Below are 19834 nucleotides of genomic sequence, written 5' to 3' on the forward strand. Positions count from 1 at the left end.
GCGACAACGCTTTTCGCCTGCGCGAAAACGGGGCGTAATGGACGCCATGCGCGAACGGCGGTCGGCTGTCGGTCCGTCCCGTTGGGGAGGGCGATTCCGGGAGCGACGGTAGTGACGGTCGTTCTCCAATCGGCCGCCCCGCTGCTCGTGGCTGGCGTGGCAGTGCTTGCGTGTCTCGGGATGGCGTGGGCGCTCGGTGCCTCCTCGAACTCGCCACCCTTTGCCCCGGCGGTCGGTGCGAACGCACTCCCGACGATGCGCGCGGCGTTTTTCATCGGCGTGTTCGCCGCGCTCGGCGCGGTCGCGCAGGGAGGGAGCATCTCCGAGACGGTGGGCAAGGGTCTCATCGACGGAGTGTCGATTACGCCGCTCGCCGCCACCGCTGCACTCCTGACGGCGGCGGGGTTCATCGCGGCCGGCGTGAGAACTGGCTATCCGATACCGGCGGCCTTTGCCACGACGGGCGCGGTCGTCGGCGCGGGTCTCGCCCTCGGCGGCGGGCCGGCCTACGACACCTACCAGCGCCTCGGCACCTTCTGGATTGCGGTGCCGTTCGTCTCGGCCACGATTGCCTACGCGACCGCGACCCTGCTGCGCCGCGAGGACGTGCCGGAGGAACTCAGCGTGTCGCTGCTCAGCGCCATCGTCGGGTTCGTCCTCGCCAACGTCGAATTTACCTTTATTCCCGTCGAGGGCGGCACGGGGACGCTCGCGGGCTATCTCTCGCGTGCGCTCGGCGGCGCACCCGTCCTGTTCGGGTCGTACGACGCACTCGCGTTCGGTGTGAGCCTCGCGCTCGGTGCCGTGGTTTTCGTCGGCGTTCGCCGCGAGATGCGTCGCTCGATGGACGCCGGCATCAGGAGATTCCTGATCGGGTTGGGTGCAATCGTGGCGTTTTCTTCCGGCGGGAGTCAGGTCGGACTCGCTACCGGCCCGCTCGAACCGCTCTTTGACTCGTTCGGGACGCCGGGCATCGTCCTGCTCGGACTCGGGGCCGTCGGCATTCTGCTGGGCGCGTGGATGGGGTCGCCACGGCTCCTTCAGGCGGTCTCGCGCGAATACTCACAGCTCGGCGTCCGGCGGTCGATTGCGGCGCTGATTCCGGGCTTTCTCATCGCTCAGACCGCCATCGCGCTCGGGATTCCGTTCTCGTTCAACAACGTCATCATCGGCGGCGTCATCGGCAGCGGTCTCGTCGTCGGGTCGGCGGGTGTCTCGGCGCGCAAGATCGGTATCACGGTCGTCGCGTGGCTCGGCACGCTCGTCGGCACGGGAATCGTCGGCTTCGGCTTCTATCGAGCGCTGGCGGTGGTCACTGGAGCCGGATAGCGACGGCACGGCCACGCACCGAACGGCGAACGAAGCGACCACGACGAACCGAAATCCGGATCGTCAGTCGTCGCTCGGCTCACCCCCGTCGGCCGCGACCGCACCACCCTCGCTGCGGGCTTCTCGAATGTTGCCGTACCCTATCCTGACGAGCGCCAAAGCGAGGCCGACGAGGACGAGCGCGATGGCGATCTGGACGACCGCCGACGCCATCGCAGCAATCGTGGCATCGGCCATCCACGAAGGATTGAGGAATTTCTCGGCGAAGTTCTGAACCACAGCGAGATACAGGAGTGCGAGAATCGTGACGGCCGACATCAACACCATCGGGACGCCCGTGGAGATGAGCTGTTTCGACTCGTCCCAGTTGGCGAGCCAGACGGTAGCAGTCAGGAGTGCAAGCGCCGCGAGCAACTGGTTTGCGCCCCCGAAGAGCGGCCAGAGGTCGGCCCAACTCCCGCTGGAGACGAGGATGTAGGCGGGAACGATCTGGATGAGTGCGTTGACATAGCGGTTCGTGACCGTCTTCTCGACGGAGGTCTCGGGCGTTTCGACGATCTCCTCGAACATGTATCGCCCGAGGCGCACCGCCGTATCGGTGCTCGTGAGCAGGAAACTCACCAACACCAGCGCCATGAAGGGCGCGCCGAAACTCGCCGGAATGCCGAAACTCGTCAGGATAATGCCGCCGCCGGTGGCGAAGTTCGGCAGCGCGAGACCGATGCCGCCGCCCGCCGGCGTCTGTGACGCGACCGCGACGGTCGCCAGCGAGAGCGTCGCCAACAGCCCCTCGCCGAGCATGCCCCCATAGCCGATGGTGCGGGCGTCGGTCTCCTTGTTGAGCTGCTTTGCGGTCGTGCCCGAGGAGACGAGCGAGTGGAAGCCGCTGATGGTGCCGCAGGCGATGGTCACGAACAGCAGCGGGAACAGCGGTAGCGGACCGAACTCGCCGCCCCAGAAGCCCTTGTACGCAGCGAGGTCGATGGTGAGCGGCTCCGAACTCGTTCCCAACAGCGTGCCGACGATGATGGCGAGCAGCGCCCCGCCGACGCCTGCATACAGTAAGAACGACGAGAGATAGTCACGCGGCTGGAGCAGCATCCAAACTGGGAGCGCCGAGGCGAGGGCCCCATAGATCATGATGACCGGCACCCACGCCGCGGTGTTCGCTCCGAGACTCGCTGCGCCGGGAATCCACGACCCGCCGCCGAAGAGCACCATCGTGCCTGCCGGATACGAGGCATCAGCGCCTGCCGGGAACAGCGCGAGCGGGAAGTTGATGCCGACCCAGACGCTTGCGAACACGCCGGCGACGAACACCACAGTCCCAAGGATGAACGGCAGGTTGAGCTGGTAGAGATAGACGCCGAAGACGAACGCGAGCGCGATGTAGAGGACGCTCGCGGTCGCCGCGCTCGGATAGGCGTTGAAGACGATTGAGACCACCAGCGCGAACACCGCAACGACGAGCACGATGGTCAGGAAGGCGAACCACAGCAGCATGTCCTTGCCGCGGGTGCCGACGTACTCGCCGATGATGTAGCCGATGGACTTCCCCTCGTGGCGCAGGCTGCTCGACAGCGAGACGAAGTCGTGGACGCTCCCGAGAATCGGGTTGCCGATGGCGATCCAGAGGAGTGCCGGCACCCATCCCCAGACCACGCCAGCGGTGATGGGACCCACGATTGGCGCACCGCCGGCAATCGACGAGTAGTGGTGACCGAGCAGAACGGGCTTTTTCGCCGGAACGTACTCCTGGCCGTCCTCGTATTTGTGTGCCGGGGTTTCGGTCTCCTCGTCGAGTTCGACGAACCTCGCGAGATAGCGCGAGTAGCCGATATACCCGATGGTGAACGTTACGAGCGAGAGGGCAACCATCCAGATGACTTGAACCATGATAACCGTCCACAACAGCCGACGGAATGGAACGGCTTAAACGTTGTTCTCGGTTTCCCCGTCCGCCCGACGAAATGGACTCAGGCGGTCGGCTCGGGCGCGACCTCGATGTCGAGTTCGGCGGCCACGTCTGCGAGCAGGCCACCCTTGATTTCCGCGACGCGTGTCTCGATTGTTCCGAGCACCGGCGGGGCGAACGCCTCGCGGACTTCGGCGACGTGCTCGCGCTCGTTCACACACCGCTCGCGGAGATAGCGCGCACCCCGGCCCTGCTCCTCGTCGTCGGGCTCGGGCGTCAGGCGGTTGACGAGCAATCCCCCAACCGAAAGTCCGTACTCGTCGAGGTCGTCGAGCGCGCGCTCGGTCTCGCGCACCGAGAGTTCGTCGGGGTTTAGTACGAGGAAGAAGGTCGCGCGCTCGCGGAGGGCGTGCCCGGCGAACTCGAACATCTCCTTTCGTTCGCGCAGGCGCCGGATGATGGGGTCGGTTTCGGCCTGTCGGCGGGCCTCGCGTTCGCCGATAGCCGCCCGCTCGTAGAGGTCGATGCTCTCGGTGCGCTTTGCGATGAGACGGTCGATCCAGTCTTCGAGGAACTCCGGGAGCGAGAGCAAGCGGAGCGCCCCACCGGTGGGGGCGGTGTCGAAGACCACGCGGTCGTGGTCGCTTTCGCGCATCACCTCGATGAACCGGTCGAAGAGGGCTGCCTCGTACGCGCCGGGGGTCTGATGGGCGAGTTCGATCTGTCTGTCGATCTCGTTGACCATCGCCGGACTCACCTGGTCGGCGAGGGCGCGTTTGGTCTCCAGCAGGTGCTCGCTCACTTCCTCGTCGGGGTCGATCTCCATCGCCGATAGTCCGTCGTGGCCCTCCACAGGCCGGGCTTGGTCGCCGAACTGTTGGTCGAACACATCGGATGTGCTGTGGGCCGGGTCGGTCGAGACCACGAGCGTGTCCAGCCCCGCCCGGGCGCATTTGAGTGCATACGCGCAGGAGACGGTGGTCTTGCCGACGCCGCCCTTGCCGCCGAAGAAGACGAACTCGTTCACGTTTGCCACCCCATCAGAAGTGGTACTGCTGGCCCTTGCGTTCTATCATCGAATCGCGGTCCCAGAGCCGGCGTTCCCAGCCCGCGAACTCCTCGGCGAGATACGGGAGCAGTTCGGCGGTGTAATAGGAGACCGGACTCGGAATCCCGAAGGCGTCGGCGAAACACGCGAGCATGAACACGTCCTCGGTGTCTTCGGCCTCCTTCTCGATGAGTTCGAACGCCGGTCCCTCTATCATGCCGTGATACAGCCCATGCAGCCATTCCTCGATGATTTCGCGGTAGGTTGCGATGCGGTCTGCGAGCGTCATGACTCGGACAATGGCGGCGTGAACACTTAAGCGGCCGCTGGCTTCGTCCATCCGTTCAGCAGGCACAGCCGGTCGAGGAGGGCGAGCGCTCGAACTCCATCGCCGCGCCGCAGTCGGGACAGTCCGGTGAATTCTCGCCCTCGACGTCCACGTCCCGAATCCGCTCGGCGCAGTCGTGACACCAGTAGGCTCCCTTCGAATTATCACCTGTGCCGCCACCACGGTTGGCCGATTCGGTCGATGCCTTCAGCGTCTCCCTGAGGTTGCTAACGAATTCCATGGGAACGGTTCGAGCGGCGAACGGATAAATCCGAGTGCGGCTGTGCGCATGCAACACACGGGCGTCACTCCATGTCGGCGGCAAGACGAGAGAGCGCCCGCCGGAGTTCGCCACGGCGTTTCCACGCGGCCACGCGGTCGGTGATGGACGGGAGTGGCAGCCCGGCACTCACCCGCGACCGCATCCGTACCGAGGTACCCTCGTCTTCCGGTTCGTACGTGACGGTGGTTTCGAGCGCCTCCAGTGGACCGTCGCCGCGCTGTTCGTAGGTCAGCCCTTCCGCACGAACCTCGAAGGCGAGCGCGAGTTCCATACCCCGGGACCCGGCGATGACGAGCCAGCCTTCCTCGGTGTCCTCGACCTCGTAGACGGTAAAACTCCCCTCGTATTCGACGAGCGCCCGTGGCGTGAGCGCACGCTCGACGGCCGCCGGCGTCGCCCGGACGAACCGCGACGCGCTGACCTCGCGCATACCGTCGCTTGGGTCAGGGTACGAAAAACGGCAGCGATAGCAACACCAGCAGCGCGAGACCGACCACGGCCGCGTACACCAGCCGACGGAGACGTTTCTCGGGCGGTATCTCGCCGCGCAGCTCCGGGCGCGTCGTCAGCACCAGCCGATGGTAGGCTGCGCCCGTAGCGCACACGAACAGCAGCCCCGAAACGACGACCGCCGCCGGCAGCGAGAGTCCGAGCGACAGCAGGTAGATGGGTCCATACGAGAGGCTCACGAGGAAGGCAAGCGACGAGACGACGAGAAACGGCACCGGATCGACCGGCGTCCCGTGGCGGTTCGTGAGTTTCATGGTGGCCATACGTCGGCTGCGTACATACGCCGTCGGCCAGCTATCCCACAGCGCGCCGACCTGCACAGTGGGCGCTCCAGCCCGGTTCCGGCACGGGAAAGGGTGGACCGACAGTATATAATTCGGTGGGGTCGTTGTCGAGACCGATGGCTTCGGAGGGTGATATCCGTGTCCTGCTCGTACTGGACCTGCTGCTCTCGGCGGTGTTCGGGTCGGTCGTCGTGTGGGGACTCTCGGTGCTCGGTGTTCTCACCTTCTCGATTCGAACGGTGGTGCTCGCGGCGTTGGTCGTGGCAGCTCTGACCTACCTCGCGGTACTGCGCTGAGCACGATGGGGTGAGTTTATAGGCGCGCGGCAAGCGAATCCACCATGCCCATCTCCGAGCGCGATTCGGCCTCGCTCATCACCCACGCACTCGCGCGAGATACGCTCTCACGGCTGCGAAGCGCCGACACGGAACAGGTCGCCTTCCGGAAAGGACTCGTGAAACTCGGCCGTATCTGTGGCTACGAGATCATCGACGGCGCGATGGAGACCGAGTACGTCTCGATTCAGACGCCGCTGGCCGAGACCACCGGCGAGCGCGTCAAGGGTCTCGACGACGTCGTCATCGTCAACGTCCTCCGGGCGGCGACACCCTTTGTGGAGGGGCTGTTGAAGGCCTTCCCGCGGGCGAAACAGGGCGTCATCAGTGCAGGAAGGGACGAGGAGACCGGCATGACCGACGGCGAGTTCCCCATCAGCATCGACTACACCAAACTGCCCGAGATCAGCCCTGAGGACACCGTCATCGTCGCCGATCCGATGCTCGCCACCGGCTCGACGATGTGCACGGTACTGGAGCACGTCCTCGCCAACGCGCCCGACCCCGAACACCTCATCGTGCTCTCGGCGGTCAGCGCGCCCGATGGTCTGCTCCGCGTCGGCGAGCGCTTCCCCGAGGCCGACCTCCTCACCGTGAGCATCGACGACCGCCTCGACGAGAACGGGTTCATCGTGCCGGGCCTCGGCGACGCCGGCGACCGCGCGTTTCGTACCCAGTAACTGGCTGCCTGCAGCCGGGTCCGACGACGCAAACCCCTCGACTTCGACTGGAGATTCCCCAATCGGTACAACTGCCGATTCGACGGCCGCTCGGCCTCAGTCGATGCGCTCGGCGAAACCGAACCGCGGTTTCACGTCCACGATGCGAACGCGCACCTCCTCGCCTTCTTCGGTCTCTGGTACGAAGACGGTGTACTCCTCGATTTTGGCGATACCGTCGCCTTCCTCGCCCGTGGCGGTGATCTCCACCACGAGCTGGTCGCCAACCTCGACCGGTGCGGTCATACGGCCTTTCCCGACGAGATACAGCTCCGAGGATTCGTCGCGCGAGGCGTCCGGGTGCACGGTTCTCACGTACTCGAACTCGTCGTCGACGTCGGTCTTGAGACCATCGAGGTCGCGACCGTCGAAGACCTTCACCACGAGGTCGCCGCCCGGCGTGAGCACCTCGCGGGCCACGTCGAGAGCCTGCCGGGCGAGATGCACCGACCGCGCGTGGTCGAGGTCGTACTCGCCGCTCATGTTCGGAGCCATATCGGAGAGCACGACGTCCGCCTCGCCGATGTCGGCTTTCAGTTCCGCCCTGACTTCTTCGTCGGTGAGGTCGCCCCGACGAGTCTCGACGCCCTCGATTGTCTCGATGCGCTGGCGGTCGACGCCGACGACGCGACCCTCGGGCGTGCGCTCGGCCGCGACTTGGAGCCAGCCGCCGGGAGCCGCGCCCAAGTCGAGAACGGTGCTCTCGTTCGTAAAGAGGTCCGCCGTCTCGTCGAGCTGTTGGAGCTTGTAGGCCGACCGCGAGCGATAGCCCTGCTGTTTTGCCTTGTTGTAGTATTCGTCCCGGCGCGCCATCCCGAGACGCTACTCTACGGGCGCGTAAACGCCCTTCGTTCGGCGGGCCAACGCACATCTTTTATAACCCGGCTGGTCGTACCGGAGCCATGTTCGACGCTATCGTGAGCGCGGGGACGCTCGGGACGGCCCTCGATTCGGTGAGCGTGCTCGTCGAGGAGTGCAAACTCCACCTCAACGACGACGAAATCGCCATTCGTGCCGTCGACCCCGCAAACGTCGGGATGGTCGATCTGACGCTCTCGGCCGACGCCTTCGAGTCCTACGAGGCCGACGGCGGCGTCATCGGCGTGAACCTCTCCCGACTCCAGGACATCGCGGGCATGGCCGGCAGCGACGACCTCGTGCATCTCGAACTCGACGAAGAGACACGGAAACTCCACATCTCCATCGACGGACTGGAGTACACGCTCGCGCTCATCGACCCCGATTCCATCCGGCAGGAACCCGACATCCCGGACCTCGACCTCCCGGCGAAGATCGTCCTCGAAGGCCGCGACATCGACAGGGCAGTGACGGCCGCCGACATGGTGAGCGACCACATCGCCCTTGGGGTGGACGAGGACGCCGAACAGTTCTACGTCGATGCCGAGGGCGATACTGACGATGTGCACTTCGAACTCGACACCGAGGACCTCATCGACCTCACTCCCGGCCCTGCCCACTCGCTGTTCAGCCTCGACTACCTCAAGGACATGAACAAGGCCATCCCCGGCGACGCCGAAGTCACCATCGACCTCGGCGAGGAGTTCCCCGTCAAACTCCACTTCGCCGTCGCCGAGACCGAGGGCAGCGTCACCTACATGCTCGCCCCCCGCATCCAGAGCGACTAGGAACCCCCACTTTTTTACTGCGGAGGGTCGCCTACGGCGACCCCCGCTTGCAAAAACCTGGACTAAAAACTCCCGTCGTTCGTCTTCGACTCACTCGCGGCGAACCGCGCTCGCTGCACTCGCACGGACACGACCGCTTTCCGCACCATCCAGCACCTGCAACCGCACCGCCGAAGCCCTCGGCGCGCTCCCTTCGGTCGCGGTGTTCGCTCCGCTCACATCGGTGCGCCTCGCCCTTCATCCACCAGGAACCGCAAACCGCCCTGCACCGCCACCGACCGCAACCGCACCGCGACCACCGCGGCCAACACGTTCACTTTCACTCCGCTTTCCGCGCATTGATGAGCATCCGCCACCGAGAGTCGATGCGTCACACGCTTTGGCGGCTCTCCACCGCCGTTTCCAACAAGAACTATACCGCCGAGCGACGCACTCGGCGTATGCTCGACCTCGATGATATCCGCGAGGCGCGCGAGCGCGTCGATGTGGTGGCCCGCCACACGCCGCTCGAACACTCCCACTCGTTTTCGGACCTCTCGGGCGCGGCGGTCCATCCCAAACTAGAGGTCTTCCAGCGCACCGGCTCGTTCAAGATTCGCGGCGCGAGCAATCGCATCGCCACGCTCACCGAGGCGGAGCAGGCCGCGGGCGTTGTGACCGCGAGCGCGGGCAATCACGCACAGGGCGTCGCGCTCGCGGCCACGCGCGCGGACGTCGACTCCGTGGTGGTGATGCCCGAACACGCCCCGATTGCGAAGGTCAAAGCCACTCGGAGCTACGGAGCAAGGGTCGTCCTCCACGGCGAGGACTACGACGAAGCACAGGCCCGCGCCCACGACATCGAAGCCGACGACGGCCGGACCTACGTCCACGCCTTCGACGACCCGGCCGTGATGGCCGGTCAGGGAACAATCGGTCTCGAAATTCTCGAAGACTGCCCCGACGTCGAGACGGTCGTCGTCCCCATCGGCGGTGGCGGACTCATCGCCGGCATCGCCACCGCCATCAAAGAACAGGCCCCTGACGTACGGATGATTGGGGTACAGGCCGAAGGCGCATCGAGCGTCGCCCAGTCGCTCGAAAAGGGGGCGGTACAGGAACTCGATGGGGTCGACACCATCGCCGACGGCATCGCTACCCGTCGCGTGGGCGAACAGACATTTCCGGTCATCGAAGAGCGCGTCGACGAGGTCGTCACGGTCTCGGACCCCGACATCGCCGTCGCCATCACGAAACTGCTCGAACGCTCGAAGACGCTCATCGAAGGGGCGGGCGCGGTGCCGATGGCCGCGATTCTCGCCGAGGCGTTCGGCTATGCTGAGGGGGAGGTCATCGTACCCGTGCTCTGTGGCGGCAACATCGACCTGAACATGCTGCGCACGGTCATCATGCGCGGGCTGGTCGAGTCGGGTCGGTACCTCCGTTTCAGGACGACGCTGCCTGACCAGCCCGGCTCGCTCGAACGCCTGCTCGAAATCATCGCCGACATGCAGGCGAACATCTACGCCATCCAGCACGACCGCACCTCCCGGGACATCGGCATGACCGCGACGGAGGTCGAAATCGACCTCGAAACGCGTGGCGACGAGCACGTCGCGGCGCTGCTCGACGAACTCGAAGCCAACGGCTACGCACCAGAGGTGTTGGTCTGAGTCGAAAGGGGTTTTGCGGCTGCCAGCCGTCGAGCCGATTGTATGACCGAAATCATCGAGACCGACGACGCAGCCGCGGCGGTCGGCGCGTACAGTCAGGCCGTTTCGACGGATTCGCTCGTGTTCACCGCCGGCCAGATTCCGTTCACACCCGACGGCGAATCGAAAGCTGATGTCTCCATTGCCGAGCAGACCGAACTCGTCCTCGACAACCTCGAAAGCGTGCTCAACGAGGCCGGCTGCGAGTTGGGAGACGTGGTGAAGACGACGATATTCCTCGCCGACATCGGCGACTTCGACGAGATGAACGAGACCTACGCCGACTATTTCGACGAGGAACCACCCGCCAGAAGCGCGGTGCAGGCTGGCGCGCTCCCGAAGGGCGTCGGCGTCGAAATCGAGGCCATCGCCGAGAAGTAGTGCGTCCGCGCGCGAAAGCGGGTCTGCTGTGGGGTGCGGTCGGCGCACTCGCCTTTCTGGTACTCGCACAGGGCTACGAACTGCTTTTCGCACCGGGCATCAGCCTACTCGTCAAACTCGCCATCGCGGCGGTCGTCTGGTTCGTCGCCGGCGCGGCGAGCTACCTGTTTGAGGGGTGGTTGGCGCGGAGCGAAAGGTCTTAACCCGCGACGCGGGTAGTCTTAGGCGAGCCGGGATGGCCGAGTGGTAAGGCGCACGCCTGGAAAGCGTGTTCCCTTTGGGATCCGGGGTTCAAATCCCCGTCCCGGCGTATTTTGCGACGAGCGGACGCGAGGAGCTAAATCGCCAACGCGGGGATTTGAGCAGGGAGGTCGCGCGCAACGAGCGAAAGCGAGTGAGCACGTCCGACCGAGTTCAAATCCCGCCCCGGCGTTCTCCCGAGTGTAACGAGATAGAGCAGGGAGTGGAGCGTAGCGGAACGACCGTGTTTTCGCACGATGGCCGCAAGCTTAATTCACCAGCCTGCAAGAATCGGGTGATGACCCACACCCGGACCCGGGCGAACTACGCACTGCTCGACTTTCAGGAACACCTCGGCGAGAGTTCGGACGGACTCGACGTGTCGTGGGCGGAGTTCGTCGGCAACCACCGCTCCTCCGCACAGGAGTTCACGGTGCCCGCCGGGCCGGCCACGGAGGCGTATCTCGAATGTCAACTGTTTGAGGTTGGAAGCTACGGTCACGAGATCGTGGTCAATGGCGACGCGCTCACGGGCTTCGACATCCCGCCCGCACCGGGCTGGCAGTACTGGATGGACCCGATTACCGGTGCGGACCTCGAACCCGGCGAGAACACGGTTCGTATCGTCTGCGATGCCGACACCCGCGACGACTTCGTCGTGGGGTCGGTCGTCGTTCACTGGAAGGAACCCGTCGAGTGAGCCGACGAAGTGATAAATGACCGCTGTGCCGACCGACCGAACGGCACAGTTCGTGCTAACGTTCGCCACGCACGGGCCAAAACGAGCGTCAAGTCGGTCCGTACGTCGTCGCCGACTGTTCCTGTCGATTGGACACGAGGCAACGCGAATGAATGCTTTTATATAGAATCACATTCAATCGTTCGGTGAATCATGAGTCAGCGAATGCAGGGTCAGCCCATGATCATCATGGGTGATGACTCCCAGCGCGTCAAGGACGAGGACGCCCAGTCGCACAACATCGACGCGGCGCGGGCGGTGGCCGACTCCGTCCGCTCGACGCTCGGGCCGAAGGGCATGGACAAGATGCTCGTCTCCTCGATGGGCGATGTAACTGTGACGAACGACGGCGTCACCATCCTCACCGAGATGGACATCAACAACCCGACGGCGGAGATGATCGTCGAGGTCGCCGAGACACAGGAGGACGAGGCGGGCGACGGGACGACCACCGCCGTGGCGGTCGCGGGCGAACTCCTGAAGAACGCCGAGGACCTCATCGAGCAGGACATCCATCCGACGGCCATCATCCGTGGGTTCAACATGGCCAGCGAGAAGGCCAGAGAAGAGATCGCCAATGTGGCCGAGGAAGTCGACGCCGACGACACGGATAGGATAAAAAAGGTCGCCGAGACCTCGATGACCGGCAAGGGCGCGGAGCTGAACAAAGAACAGCTCGCCCAGCTCATCGTCGACGCAGTGCAAAACGTGACCGTCGAGAACGAGGCGGGCGAGAGCATCGTCGACCTCGAATTCGTCAACATCGAGACCCAGACCGGCAAATCGGCGAGCGACTCGGAACTGCTCTCGGGCGCGGTCATCTCGAAGGACCCGGTCCACGACGAGATGCCGAGCGAGGTCGAGGACGCCTCGGCGCTCCTGCTGAGCGAGGCCGTCGAGGTCGAGGAGGCCAACGTCGACTCGCAGGTCAGCCTCTCGGACCCCGACCAGCTCCAGCAGTTCTTGGACCAAGAGGACGAGCAGCTCAAACAGAAGGTCGAGCAGATCAAGGACACCGGCGCGGACGTCGTCTTCTGTCAGAAGGGCATCGACGACCTCGCCCAGCACTACCTCGCCAAGGAGGGTATCCTCGCCGTGCGCCGCGCGAAGAAATCCGACATCGAGTTCCTGAGCGAAGTGCTCGGCGCGAACATCGTCTCGGACCTCAACAGCGCCACCAGCGCCGACCTCGGCACCGGCTCAGTCACCCGTGACGAAGATGAAGAACTGTTCTACGTCGAGGGCGAGGACTCCCACGGCGTGACTCTCCTGCTTCGGGGCTCGACCGACCACGTGGTCGACGAGCTCGAACGCGGCATCACCGACGCGCTGGAGGTCGTCGCTCAGACCGTCTCCGACGGGCGCGTGCTCGCCGGCGGCGGCGCGGTCGAGGTCGAAGTCGCCTCCCGGCTCCGCGAGTACGCAGACTCCGTGAGCGGGCGCGAACAGCTCGCCGTCGAGACCTTCGCCGACTCGCTCGAACTCGTTCCGAGAGTCCTCGCCGAAAACGCCGGACTCGACCCCATCGATACGCTCGTCGACCTCCGCTCGGCCCACGAGTCGGGCGACCAGCAGGCGGGTCTCAACGTCTTCAACGGCGAGGTCGAGAACACCTTCGAGGGCGGCGTCGTCGAACCCGCCCACGCCAAGGAGCAGGCACTCTCCAGTGCCACCGAGGCCGCGAACCTCGTGCTCAAGATCGACGACATCATCTCGGCCGGCGACCTCACCACCGAGGGCGACGAGGACGCCGGCGGTCCCGGTGGCGCACCCGGCGGCATGGGTGGCATGGGCGGAATGGGCGGCATGGGCGGCATGATGTAAACCCACTTTTTGCATCACTCGCGCGCCGCTGGCGCGCTCGTTCGCAAAAACTTGGGGAAAAAGACCGCACCACGACCGCAAACTGCACCACAACCGCACCGCGACCGCACGAACGACTGATTTTATTCTCCCTCACTCCGGCAGCAACGACTCGCCCACTCCGGCGCGTCAAACGACTCTTATCCAGCCAGCTCGGTTCCGCTACTCGCCGTCGATGTCGTTTGGTTCAGCGCATCATCGACCCATGATGGCCGCTCGGGCGCGTCAGTCTCGTTGATGGCGACGAGTCGCGTCTTCGTGACACTTCTCGACACGGCCGGCCCGGTGGAGAGTTGTCGAATCGTCGTGTACTCGTGGACGACGCCGCGGGAGTCAACAAGCAACCGGAGGGTCGTATTCGGCTGTCTCGGCCCGTCGCTGGTTCCTTCGACGCGGTACAACGTGGTTCCGTTTCGAGTGAGGCGGTCAGTCACGGTCGTATCGTTAGTGCCGAACGATTCGAGCAGGTACGGGAGCGTTCCGGTTCCGATATTGGCGCGCGTGACACTGTTCGATGGTTGACCGTACGTCGTCGTTCCGTTCGAGAACGTCCGCCTCACGACGTACTGTCCGCCATCCCACCACGCTTCGGAGCGTGTCGAAATCGTCGCAGACTCCTGAGAGACGTACGAGCCGTTCCGCTCTATCACGGAATAGAGTCCTTCCCCCGGCGGTCCCGCGCGGAGGCTACTCGTCGTCCGCAGGACAGTCGAGCCGTTCGCAGCTAGCGCCGTGGAGTTCGACCGCCGGGTGAACGACCGATTTTGGAGGAACGACTGATGGGCGACGACGAGCGCCCGCGGACTCACGATACCCTGCTCCGTGATGCCGGGTGCGAGCCGCGGGGCCGGGGTGGGCGTCGGTTCGTCGGTGGGGACGGCGGCGGGGGTGACCGTCTCGGTCGGCTCGCCACTGCCACCGAACACGCCGGAACAACCGGTGAGGACGACCAGCACGGAAAGCAGAATCAACCCGAGCGCACGTCGCATGGTTCGATTCACAGCCATCGTGGCAAATACTTTGCCGTCGCCGCGCTCGGCCCGGAGGTGGGGGAGTTAAGATGCGGGCGCAGATATCGCCGGTATGGAAACACTCCTCCTCGACCGCGAGGCGGTCGATACGAACGCGCGGATGGACGAGGTCATCGACGCCGTGAGCGAGGCCTTCGGGGCCTACGAACGCGGCGACGCGCTGATGCCGGCGAAATCCTACATCGAACTCGACCAGTACAACGGCGATTTCCGTGCGATGCCGGCCTACATGGACGCCGGCGAGTGGGACGCCGCCGGCATCAAGTGGGTCAACGTCCATCCCGACAACCCCGAAAAGTTCGACCTTCCAACCGTGATCGGGACGATGATCTACTCCGACCCCGAGAACGCCGTCCCGCTTGCCATCATGGACGGCACCGAACTCACGATGAAACGCACCGGTGCTGCGGCCGCCGTCGCCACCGACCACCTCGCCATCGAGGACGCACGGAGCCTTGGACTGGTCGGTGCGGGCGTCCAATCGTACACACAGCTGGAGGCCATCGCCGAAATCCGACCCATTGAGGAGGTCGTCGTCGCCGATCTGGACAGCGACGCGGTCGATGCGTTCGTCGAGACCTTCGACGACCGCTTCGACGTCCGCGGCGGCTCGATAGCCGAAGCGGCTGCCTGTGACGTGCTCTCTACTGTGACACCGAGCACCGAACCGCTCGTCTCGCGGGCGGACCTCGCTGCCCACACCCACGTCAACGCGATGGGAGCGGATGCCGCCGCAAAGCAGGAACTCGACGCCGAAATCCTCCGCGAGGCAAAACTCGTCATCGACGACCACGACCAGACCACCCATTCGGGCGAAATCAGTATTCCCTATTCCGAAGGTATCATCGACGACTCCGACATCCACGGCGCGGTCGGTGAAATCGTCGTCGGCGACCGGTCGGGCCGTACTTCGGAGGACGGTATTACTGTGTTCGACAGCACGGGGTTGGCGATTCAGGACGTGGCGACCGCCCACGTCATCTACGAGCACGCGAGCAAGACCGGCGGCGGTCAGTCGTTCGAGTTCGTCGGCCGCTGACTCACTCGCCTGCGCGGTCGGCGGCGCGGCCGAACAGTTTCGTTAGCAGCCACACAACGACGAGTATCGGCAACAGCGGCAGCGCGACGACGAGCAGGCCGGCGAAGATTGCCCAGCCGATGGTGTCCATCTCGGCGTTGCGGTGCATCTTCGAGGGTGGCGTGACCGTCCGCAGCGCCTTTTTCATCGCACCCGGGTCGTCATCGGAGCTGTTTCCGCTCATGGTGGTACTTCGGGCCTCATCGAAAAGAAGCCAGCGGCCGACCATGCCAATGACAACATAAAAAACCGACCGCCGTCAATCCTCCGTAATCACTCATGGGCCGACAGGACACCTACGACCACGCCGCCATCGAGTCGAAATGGCAGGAGCGCTGGGCCGATGCCGACGTCTATCGGACGCCCGACGACGCCACCGACCCGAGCTACGTGCTCGCGATGTTTCCCTATCCCTCCGGGGACCTCCACATGGGCCACGTCCGCAACTACACGATTACCGACGCCTACGCGCGCTATCAGCGCATGCGCGGCGAGGACGTCCTCCATCCGATGGGCTGGGACTCGTTTGGCTTGCCGGCCGAGAACGCGGCCATCGAGCGCGAAATCAATCCCCGCGAGTGGACGATGGACTGCATCGACACGATGAAAGCCCAGATGAAATCGATGGGCTTTGGTTACGACTGGAACAGGGAAATCACGACCTGCGAACCCGACTACTACCGCTGGAATCAGTGGCTGTTCAAGCGATTCTATGAGGAGGGTCTCGCCGAGCGCAAGGGCGGCGAGGTCAACTGGTGTCCCTCGTGCGAGACGGTGCTGGCCGACGAGCAGGTCGAGGGCGGTGAGACGCCGGCGGAGTCTCACGGAGACGGCGGAGCCGTCGGCGTCTGCTGGCGCTGTGGGACACCCGTGGAATCGCGGGTGCTCGACCAGTGGTTTCTGTCCATCACCGACTACGCCGACGAGCTGCTCGACGGCATCGACGACCTCGATGGCTGGCCAGACAGCGTCCGCGGGATGCAGCGCAACTGGATCGGCCGTCAGGAGGGTACCACGGTGGAGTTCGCGGTGCCCGATTTCGGCGGTGTCGAGGTCTTCACCACTCGCCTCGACACCATCCACGGCGCGACCTTCTTCGCGCTCGCGCCGGGTCACGAACTCACCCAGTCACTCGTCGCCGACGACCCCGAACTCGAAACTCAAGTCGAGACGTTGGACCCCGATGCCGACGGCGACGAAAAGCGCGGCGTGTTCACCGGCGAGTATGCGAAAAACCCCGCAACGGGCGAAGAAATCCCCATCTATGTCGCGGATTTCGTCCTCTCGGACGTGGGCACCGGCGCGCTGATGGGCGTGCCGGGCCACGACGAGCGCGACCACGACTTCGCCAGCGAGTACGACATCGAGATTCGGCAGGTCGTCGCGCCCGAGGAGGGCGAGGTCGATATCGACGCGGAAGCCTACACCGACGAGGGCGTGCTCGTCGAAAGCGGCGACTATGATGGTGCGGCGAGCGCCGCGGCCCGCGAGCGGTTGGTCGAGGACCTCGACACGGCGGCCTACCACACCCAGTATCGACTGCGCGACTGGCTCATCTCCCGCCAGCGCTACTGGGGCACGCCGATTCCGGTGGTTCACTGCGAGGACTGTGGTCCCGTCCTCGTGCCCGACGAGGATTTACCTGTGGAACTCCCCGAGTTCGTCCCGACGCCGACGGGCAACCCCCTCGAAGAGGTCGATTCGTTCGTCCACACCGAGTGTCCGGAGTGTGGCGGCCCGGCCGAGCGCGAGACCGACACGATGGACACGTTCATGGACTCCTCGTGGTACTTCCTCAGGTTCACCTCGCCCGGCCGCGAGGACGTTCCCTTCGACACCGACCGCGCCAACGATTGGATGCCCGTCGACGAGTACGTCGGGGGCATCGAACATGCCGTAATGCATCTGCTGTATTCGCGGTTCGTCACGCGCGCCATCGGGGACATAGGGATGGTCGATATCGACGAACCGTTCGAGCACTACCTCGCACAGGGGATGGTCCAGTTGGAAGGAACGGCGATGTCCTCCAGCAAGGGCAACGTCGTTTCACCGGTGGAAATCATGGACGAGTACGGCGCGGATACCGCTCGATTGTTCATGATGGGTGCGGCCCGCCCGAGCAAGGACTTCGACTGGACCGAACGCGGCGTCCGGTCGAGCAACGAGTTCATCGGGCGACTGTTCGAGATGGTCGAGGCGTTCGCCGCCGGCGAGACCGCGACCACCGACGCTGGCGAACGACCAATCGACGAGTACGTCGCCCGCGAGATCGACGCGACCATCGACGAGACGACCGCTGGCTACGAGAGCTTCCGGTTCAACGACGCGCTCCGGGAGGCACGCGGGCTGGTCTCGTTGCTCCGGCGCTACCGCGAGCAGGCGACGCCCGATTACGACACGTTCGAGCGCGGCCTGCGGACGGCGGTTCGGCTGCTCGCGCCCGTCACGCCCCACGTCACCGAGGAGTGCTGGACGGCGCTTGGCGAGGACGGCTTCGTCGCCGAGGCCGACTGGCCCGAAACGGAGCACGACGCCGACCACGCAGCCGAGCGCCAGCTCGTCGAGAACACCCGCGAGGACGTCCGTCACATCATCGACGTGGCCGACATCGAGAACGCGGCGGCAATCGAGGTCGTCGTCGCGCCCGAGTGGAAGCATCGCGCGCTCGACATCGCCATCCACAGCGATGAGGACGTGGTGGGAAACGTGATGGCAGAGGATGACCTCCGCGAGCGCGGCGAGGCGGCCGCCGACTACGCGAAGGACCTCGCCGCCGAACACCAGTCCCTGTCCGAAGCACTCGCACCGGAAAAGGAGTTCGCGGCGCTCGAACGCGCCAAATGGCTCTTCGAGCGCGAGTTCGATTGTTCCGTGCGTCTCGAACGTGCCGACGAAGCCCCTGATGACATTGCCCGGGAGGCAACGCCGGGCCGGCCCGCAATCGAGATTCACGAGGCGTGACGCCGACGGCGGTCGAAAGCCATAGGAGCTGCTCGGCCGACGCCACCGCATGGGTTCGTTCGCCACCGCGGTCCAGTCGTGTCTCCGTGAGCGCCTCGCCACCCTCCGACCGCGATTCGACTGGCGAACCGAACACCGAATCGCCGGCACGCCGGTGGACATCGCCGGCCACGCCACGGACCATACCGCGCTCGTCGAACTGGAATGGCGACGAGCAGACCCGGCGGACAACACCGCGAAACTGTTTCGCCATCTCTCCGAGGGTGCGCTCGCTGCCGACCGAATCGATGTCTTTCAGGTCTTCACTGGCTACTACGACCTCGCCGGCGGCGGGGTTTCCTCGAAACGACGGAACGCCGAATTCGTCGGTCGCGTCGCCGCCGATGCGCTCGATGCGCTCAGCTACCACGCCATCGAATTCGTGTTGAATCCACCGAAACGCGGCGCTGAACGGCCCGATGGCTGGCGAGCGGTTGCGGATACCACCGCCAACCGAATCGCTGTCCGACTCTCCGATGCTTCGGTGTAGAACTACCGTTCGCCGAACGCCACGAGTCCCGAATCGCGGCTTTCTTCGAGCACCTCGCGCGCGTGACCGTCGGGATTCACGTCCGCGGGGTCGTAAACCGCTTTCACCTCCCCGTCGGCGAGCACGAACGTCGTGCGGCCGACGAAATCGTCGCTCACTTCGAGGTCGAACGATGCGGCCACTTCGCCCGCAGGGTCGGCGAGCAGGTCGAACGCGAGGTCATTGTCGTCGGCAAATTCTTTGTGAGAATCCACGCCGTCGGTCGAGACGCCGTACACTGCCATGCCGGCGTCGCGGTAGGCGTCGAGTTCGGCCTGAAACTGGTTGGCTTCGAGTTCGCAGCCGGGCGTGCCATCACGCGGGTAAAAATACACCACCGTCGGCTCGGCGAAGTCGGGCGACACCGTCTCGCCCGCTTGATTCTGCGCGCTCACTGCCGGGGACGGGTCGCCAGTCGAGAGTGCCATGCCCGTTCCTCGGCCGCGAGCGAAAAGTCGATTGCGGTCAGTCGATGTCGATGCTGCGCGAGTCCTCGTCGCTCGTGGCCTTTGGCAGCGTCACGGTCAGCACGCCGTTGGTGTAGGCGGCGCTTGCCTCCTCCTCTGCGACCTCCTCGGGAAGCGAGAGCGAGCGACTGACCGACCGCCGGCGGCGTTCGCGCCGGAGGTAGTTGCCTTCGCCCTCCTCGGTTGATTCGTCGCGCTCGGCGCTGATTCTGAGCGTTCGGTCGGCCACCGAGAGGTCGATGTCGTCGCGGTCGTAGCCCGGGAGGTCGGCGGTGACCTCGAAACTGTCCTCGTGGTCGGCGAGGTCGACCGAGAGGGATTGCGTCGCCGGCAGCGTCGTCTCTTCGAACTGGCCGAACTGCTCGTTCATCCGTTCGAACATCCGCTCGATCTCCTCGAATGGGTTGCGTCGTGACAT

The 19834-nt window shown here is 64.9% G+C and carries 24 protein-coding genes and 1 tRNA gene; 13 read left to right on the top strand and 12 right to left on the bottom strand.

Annotated elements, in window-relative coordinates; translation table 11 throughout:
• Nucleotides 1-111 precede the first annotated feature (111 nt).
• Nucleotides 112-1329 (top strand): anion permease, encoded by a 1218-nt coding sequence (locus tag ACQUQO_RS13255; RefSeq protein WP_435078496.1) that lies wholly within the window; start codon nucleotides 112-114, stop codon nucleotides 1327-1329.
• 63 nt (nucleotides 1330-1392) lie between these two features.
• On the opposite strand, the gene ACQUQO_RS13260 is transcribed toward ACQUQO_RS13255, so the two are convergent.
• The 6 genes from ACQUQO_RS13260 to ACQUQO_RS13285 all read right to left on the bottom strand — a co-directional run bounded on the left by ACQUQO_RS13260 (nucleotide 1393) and on the right by ACQUQO_RS13285 (nucleotide 5667).
• The gene (locus ACQUQO_RS13260; RefSeq protein ID WP_435078497.1) at nucleotides 1393-3225 is read right to left on the bottom strand and encodes a carbon starvation CstA family protein; all 1833 of its coding nucleotides are present in this window, start codon (nucleotides 3223-3225) and stop codon (nucleotides 1393-1395) included.
• A gap of 80 nt (nucleotides 3226-3305) precedes the next feature.
• Complete coding sequence (locus ACQUQO_RS13265; RefSeq protein ID WP_435078499.1) at nucleotides 3306-4271, bottom strand: ArsA family ATPase; 966 nt, start codon at nucleotides 4269-4271, stop codon at nucleotides 3306-3308.
• Between the two features lie 13 nt (nucleotides 4272-4284).
• On the bottom strand, nucleotides 4285-4581 hold the full coding sequence (locus ACQUQO_RS13270; RefSeq protein ID WP_435078500.1) for a hypothetical protein: 297 nt from the start codon (nucleotides 4579-4581) through the stop codon (nucleotides 4285-4287).
• 55 nt (nucleotides 4582-4636) lie between these two features.
• The gene (locus ACQUQO_RS13275; RefSeq protein WP_435078501.1) at nucleotides 4637-4861 is read right to left on the bottom strand and encodes a hypothetical protein; all 225 of its coding nucleotides are present in this window, start codon (nucleotides 4859-4861) and stop codon (nucleotides 4637-4639) included.
• Nucleotides 4862-4925: 64 nt separating this feature from the next.
• Nucleotides 4926-5333 carry an SRPBCC family protein gene (locus ACQUQO_RS13280; RefSeq protein ID WP_435078502.1) on the bottom strand — a complete coding sequence of 136 codons (408 nt, stop codon included), beginning with the start codon at nucleotides 5331-5333 and terminating at the stop codon, nucleotides 4926-4928.
• Between the two features lie 13 nt (nucleotides 5334-5346).
• Complete coding sequence (locus tag ACQUQO_RS13285) at nucleotides 5347-5667, bottom strand: hypothetical protein (protein WP_435078503.1); 321 nt, start codon at nucleotides 5665-5667, stop codon at nucleotides 5347-5349.
• A gap of 146 nt (nucleotides 5668-5813) precedes the next feature.
• Here ACQUQO_RS13285 and ACQUQO_RS13290 point away from each other — a divergent pair, with 146 nt between their 5' ends.
• The gene (locus ACQUQO_RS13290) at nucleotides 5814-5993 is read left to right on the top strand and encodes a hypothetical protein (protein WP_435078504.1); all 180 of its coding nucleotides are present in this window, start codon (nucleotides 5814-5816) and stop codon (nucleotides 5991-5993) included.
• Between the two features lie 44 nt (nucleotides 5994-6037).
• A complete protein-coding gene (gene upp / locus ACQUQO_RS13295; RefSeq protein ID WP_435078505.1) occupies nucleotides 6038-6712 on the top strand; it encodes a uracil phosphoribosyltransferase in 675 nt (224 codons plus the stop codon).
• 96 nt (nucleotides 6713-6808) lie between these two features.
• On the opposite strand, the gene ACQUQO_RS13300 is transcribed toward upp, so the two are convergent.
• Nucleotides 6809-7564, bottom strand: a complete 756-nt coding sequence (locus tag ACQUQO_RS13300) for an SAM-dependent methyltransferase (protein WP_435078506.1) — start codon at nucleotides 7562-7564, stop codon at nucleotides 6809-6811.
• An 89-nt stretch (nucleotides 7565-7653) separates the two neighbouring features.
• Between ACQUQO_RS13300 and ACQUQO_RS13305 the strand changes: the two genes are divergently transcribed.
• Entirely contained in the window at nucleotides 7654-8397 is a 744-nt protein-coding gene (locus ACQUQO_RS13305; RefSeq protein WP_435078507.1) for a DNA polymerase sliding clamp, read from the top strand.
• Between the two features lie 90 nt (nucleotides 8398-8487).
• On the opposite strand, the gene ACQUQO_RS13310 is transcribed toward ACQUQO_RS13305, so the two are convergent.
• Complete coding sequence (locus ACQUQO_RS13310; RefSeq protein WP_435078508.1) at nucleotides 8488-8616, bottom strand: hypothetical protein; 129 nt, start codon at nucleotides 8614-8616, stop codon at nucleotides 8488-8490.
• A 221-nt stretch (nucleotides 8617-8837) separates the two neighbouring features.
• Here ACQUQO_RS13310 and ilvA point away from each other — a divergent pair, with 221 nt between their 5' ends.
• From ilvA to thsB, 6 genes are all read left to right on the top strand, one after another.
• Nucleotides 8838-10049: a threonine ammonia-lyase gene (ilvA, locus tag ACQUQO_RS13315; RefSeq protein WP_435078509.1), complete on the top strand. Its 1212-nt coding sequence runs from the start codon at nucleotides 8838-8840 to the stop codon at nucleotides 10047-10049.
• 42 nt (nucleotides 10050-10091) lie between these two features.
• Nucleotides 10092-10469: a Rid family detoxifying hydrolase gene (locus ACQUQO_RS13320; RefSeq protein ID WP_435078510.1), complete on the top strand. Its 378-nt coding sequence runs from the start codon at nucleotides 10092-10094 to the stop codon at nucleotides 10467-10469.
• Nucleotides 10469-10672 (top strand): hypothetical protein, encoded by a 204-nt coding sequence (locus ACQUQO_RS13325; RefSeq protein ID WP_435078511.1) that lies wholly within the window; start codon nucleotides 10469-10471, stop codon nucleotides 10670-10672. Before ACQUQO_RS13320 ends, ACQUQO_RS13325 begins: the two co-directional genes overlap by 1 nt.
• Before the next feature lie 26 nt (nucleotides 10673-10698).
• Nucleotides 10699-10779: transfer RNA gene (locus ACQUQO_RS13330), tRNA-Ser, on the top strand.
• A 228-nt stretch (nucleotides 10780-11007) separates the two neighbouring features.
• Nucleotides 11008-11409 carry a DUF7383 domain-containing protein gene (locus tag ACQUQO_RS13335; RefSeq protein WP_435078512.1) on the top strand — a complete coding sequence of 134 codons (402 nt, stop codon included), beginning with the start codon at nucleotides 11008-11010 and terminating at the stop codon, nucleotides 11407-11409.
• A 192-nt stretch (nucleotides 11410-11601) separates the two neighbouring features.
• Nucleotides 11602-13272, top strand: coding sequence for a thermosome subunit beta (gene thsB, locus ACQUQO_RS13340; protein ID WP_435078513.1), 1671 nt, complete (start codon nucleotides 11602-11604; stop codon nucleotides 13270-13272).
• 179 nt (nucleotides 13273-13451) lie between these two features.
• On the opposite strand, the gene ACQUQO_RS13345 is transcribed toward thsB, so the two are convergent.
• Nucleotides 13452-14300 carry a hypothetical protein gene (locus ACQUQO_RS13345; protein WP_435078514.1) on the bottom strand — a complete coding sequence of 283 codons (849 nt, stop codon included), beginning with the start codon at nucleotides 14298-14300 and terminating at the stop codon, nucleotides 13452-13454.
• A gap of 94 nt (nucleotides 14301-14394) precedes the next feature.
• Here ACQUQO_RS13345 and ACQUQO_RS13350 point away from each other — a divergent pair, with 94 nt between their 5' ends.
• The gene (locus ACQUQO_RS13350) at nucleotides 14395-15381 is read left to right on the top strand and encodes an ornithine cyclodeaminase family protein (RefSeq protein WP_435078515.1); all 987 of its coding nucleotides are present in this window, start codon (nucleotides 14395-14397) and stop codon (nucleotides 15379-15381) included.
• 1 nt (nucleotide 15382) lies between these two features.
• On the opposite strand, the gene ACQUQO_RS13355 is transcribed toward ACQUQO_RS13350, so the two are convergent.
• Nucleotides 15383-15604: a DUF7535 family protein gene (locus ACQUQO_RS13355; protein ID WP_435078516.1), complete on the bottom strand. Its 222-nt coding sequence runs from the start codon at nucleotides 15602-15604 to the stop codon at nucleotides 15383-15385.
• A gap of 95 nt (nucleotides 15605-15699) precedes the next feature.
• Between ACQUQO_RS13355 and leuS the strand changes: the two genes are divergently transcribed.
• Entirely contained in the window at nucleotides 15700-18381 is a 2682-nt protein-coding gene (gene leuS / locus ACQUQO_RS13360; protein ID WP_435078517.1) for a leucine--tRNA ligase, read from the top strand.
• Between the two features lie 49 nt (nucleotides 18382-18430).
• Complete coding sequence (locus ACQUQO_RS13365; RefSeq protein ID WP_435078518.1) at nucleotides 18431-18910, top strand: hypothetical protein; 480 nt, start codon at nucleotides 18431-18433, stop codon at nucleotides 18908-18910.
• A gap of 2 nt (nucleotides 18911-18912) precedes the next feature.
• Here the strand turns inward: ACQUQO_RS13365 and ACQUQO_RS13370 are convergent, their stop codons facing one another.
• Both ACQUQO_RS13370 and hsp14 read right to left on the bottom strand, forming a co-directional pair.
• The gene (locus tag ACQUQO_RS13370; RefSeq protein WP_435078519.1) at nucleotides 18913-19377 is read right to left on the bottom strand and encodes a peroxiredoxin; all 465 of its coding nucleotides are present in this window, start codon (nucleotides 19375-19377) and stop codon (nucleotides 18913-18915) included.
• 37 nt (nucleotides 19378-19414) lie between these two features.
• Entirely contained in the window at nucleotides 19415-19834 is a 420-nt protein-coding gene (gene hsp14, locus ACQUQO_RS13375) for an archaeal heat shock protein Hsp14 (RefSeq protein WP_435078520.1), read from the bottom strand.

Source organism: Halococcus sp. AFM35, assembly GCF_051195015.1.
Taxonomy (GTDB): Archaea; Halobacteriota; Halobacteria; order Halobacteriales; family Halococcaceae; genus Halococcus.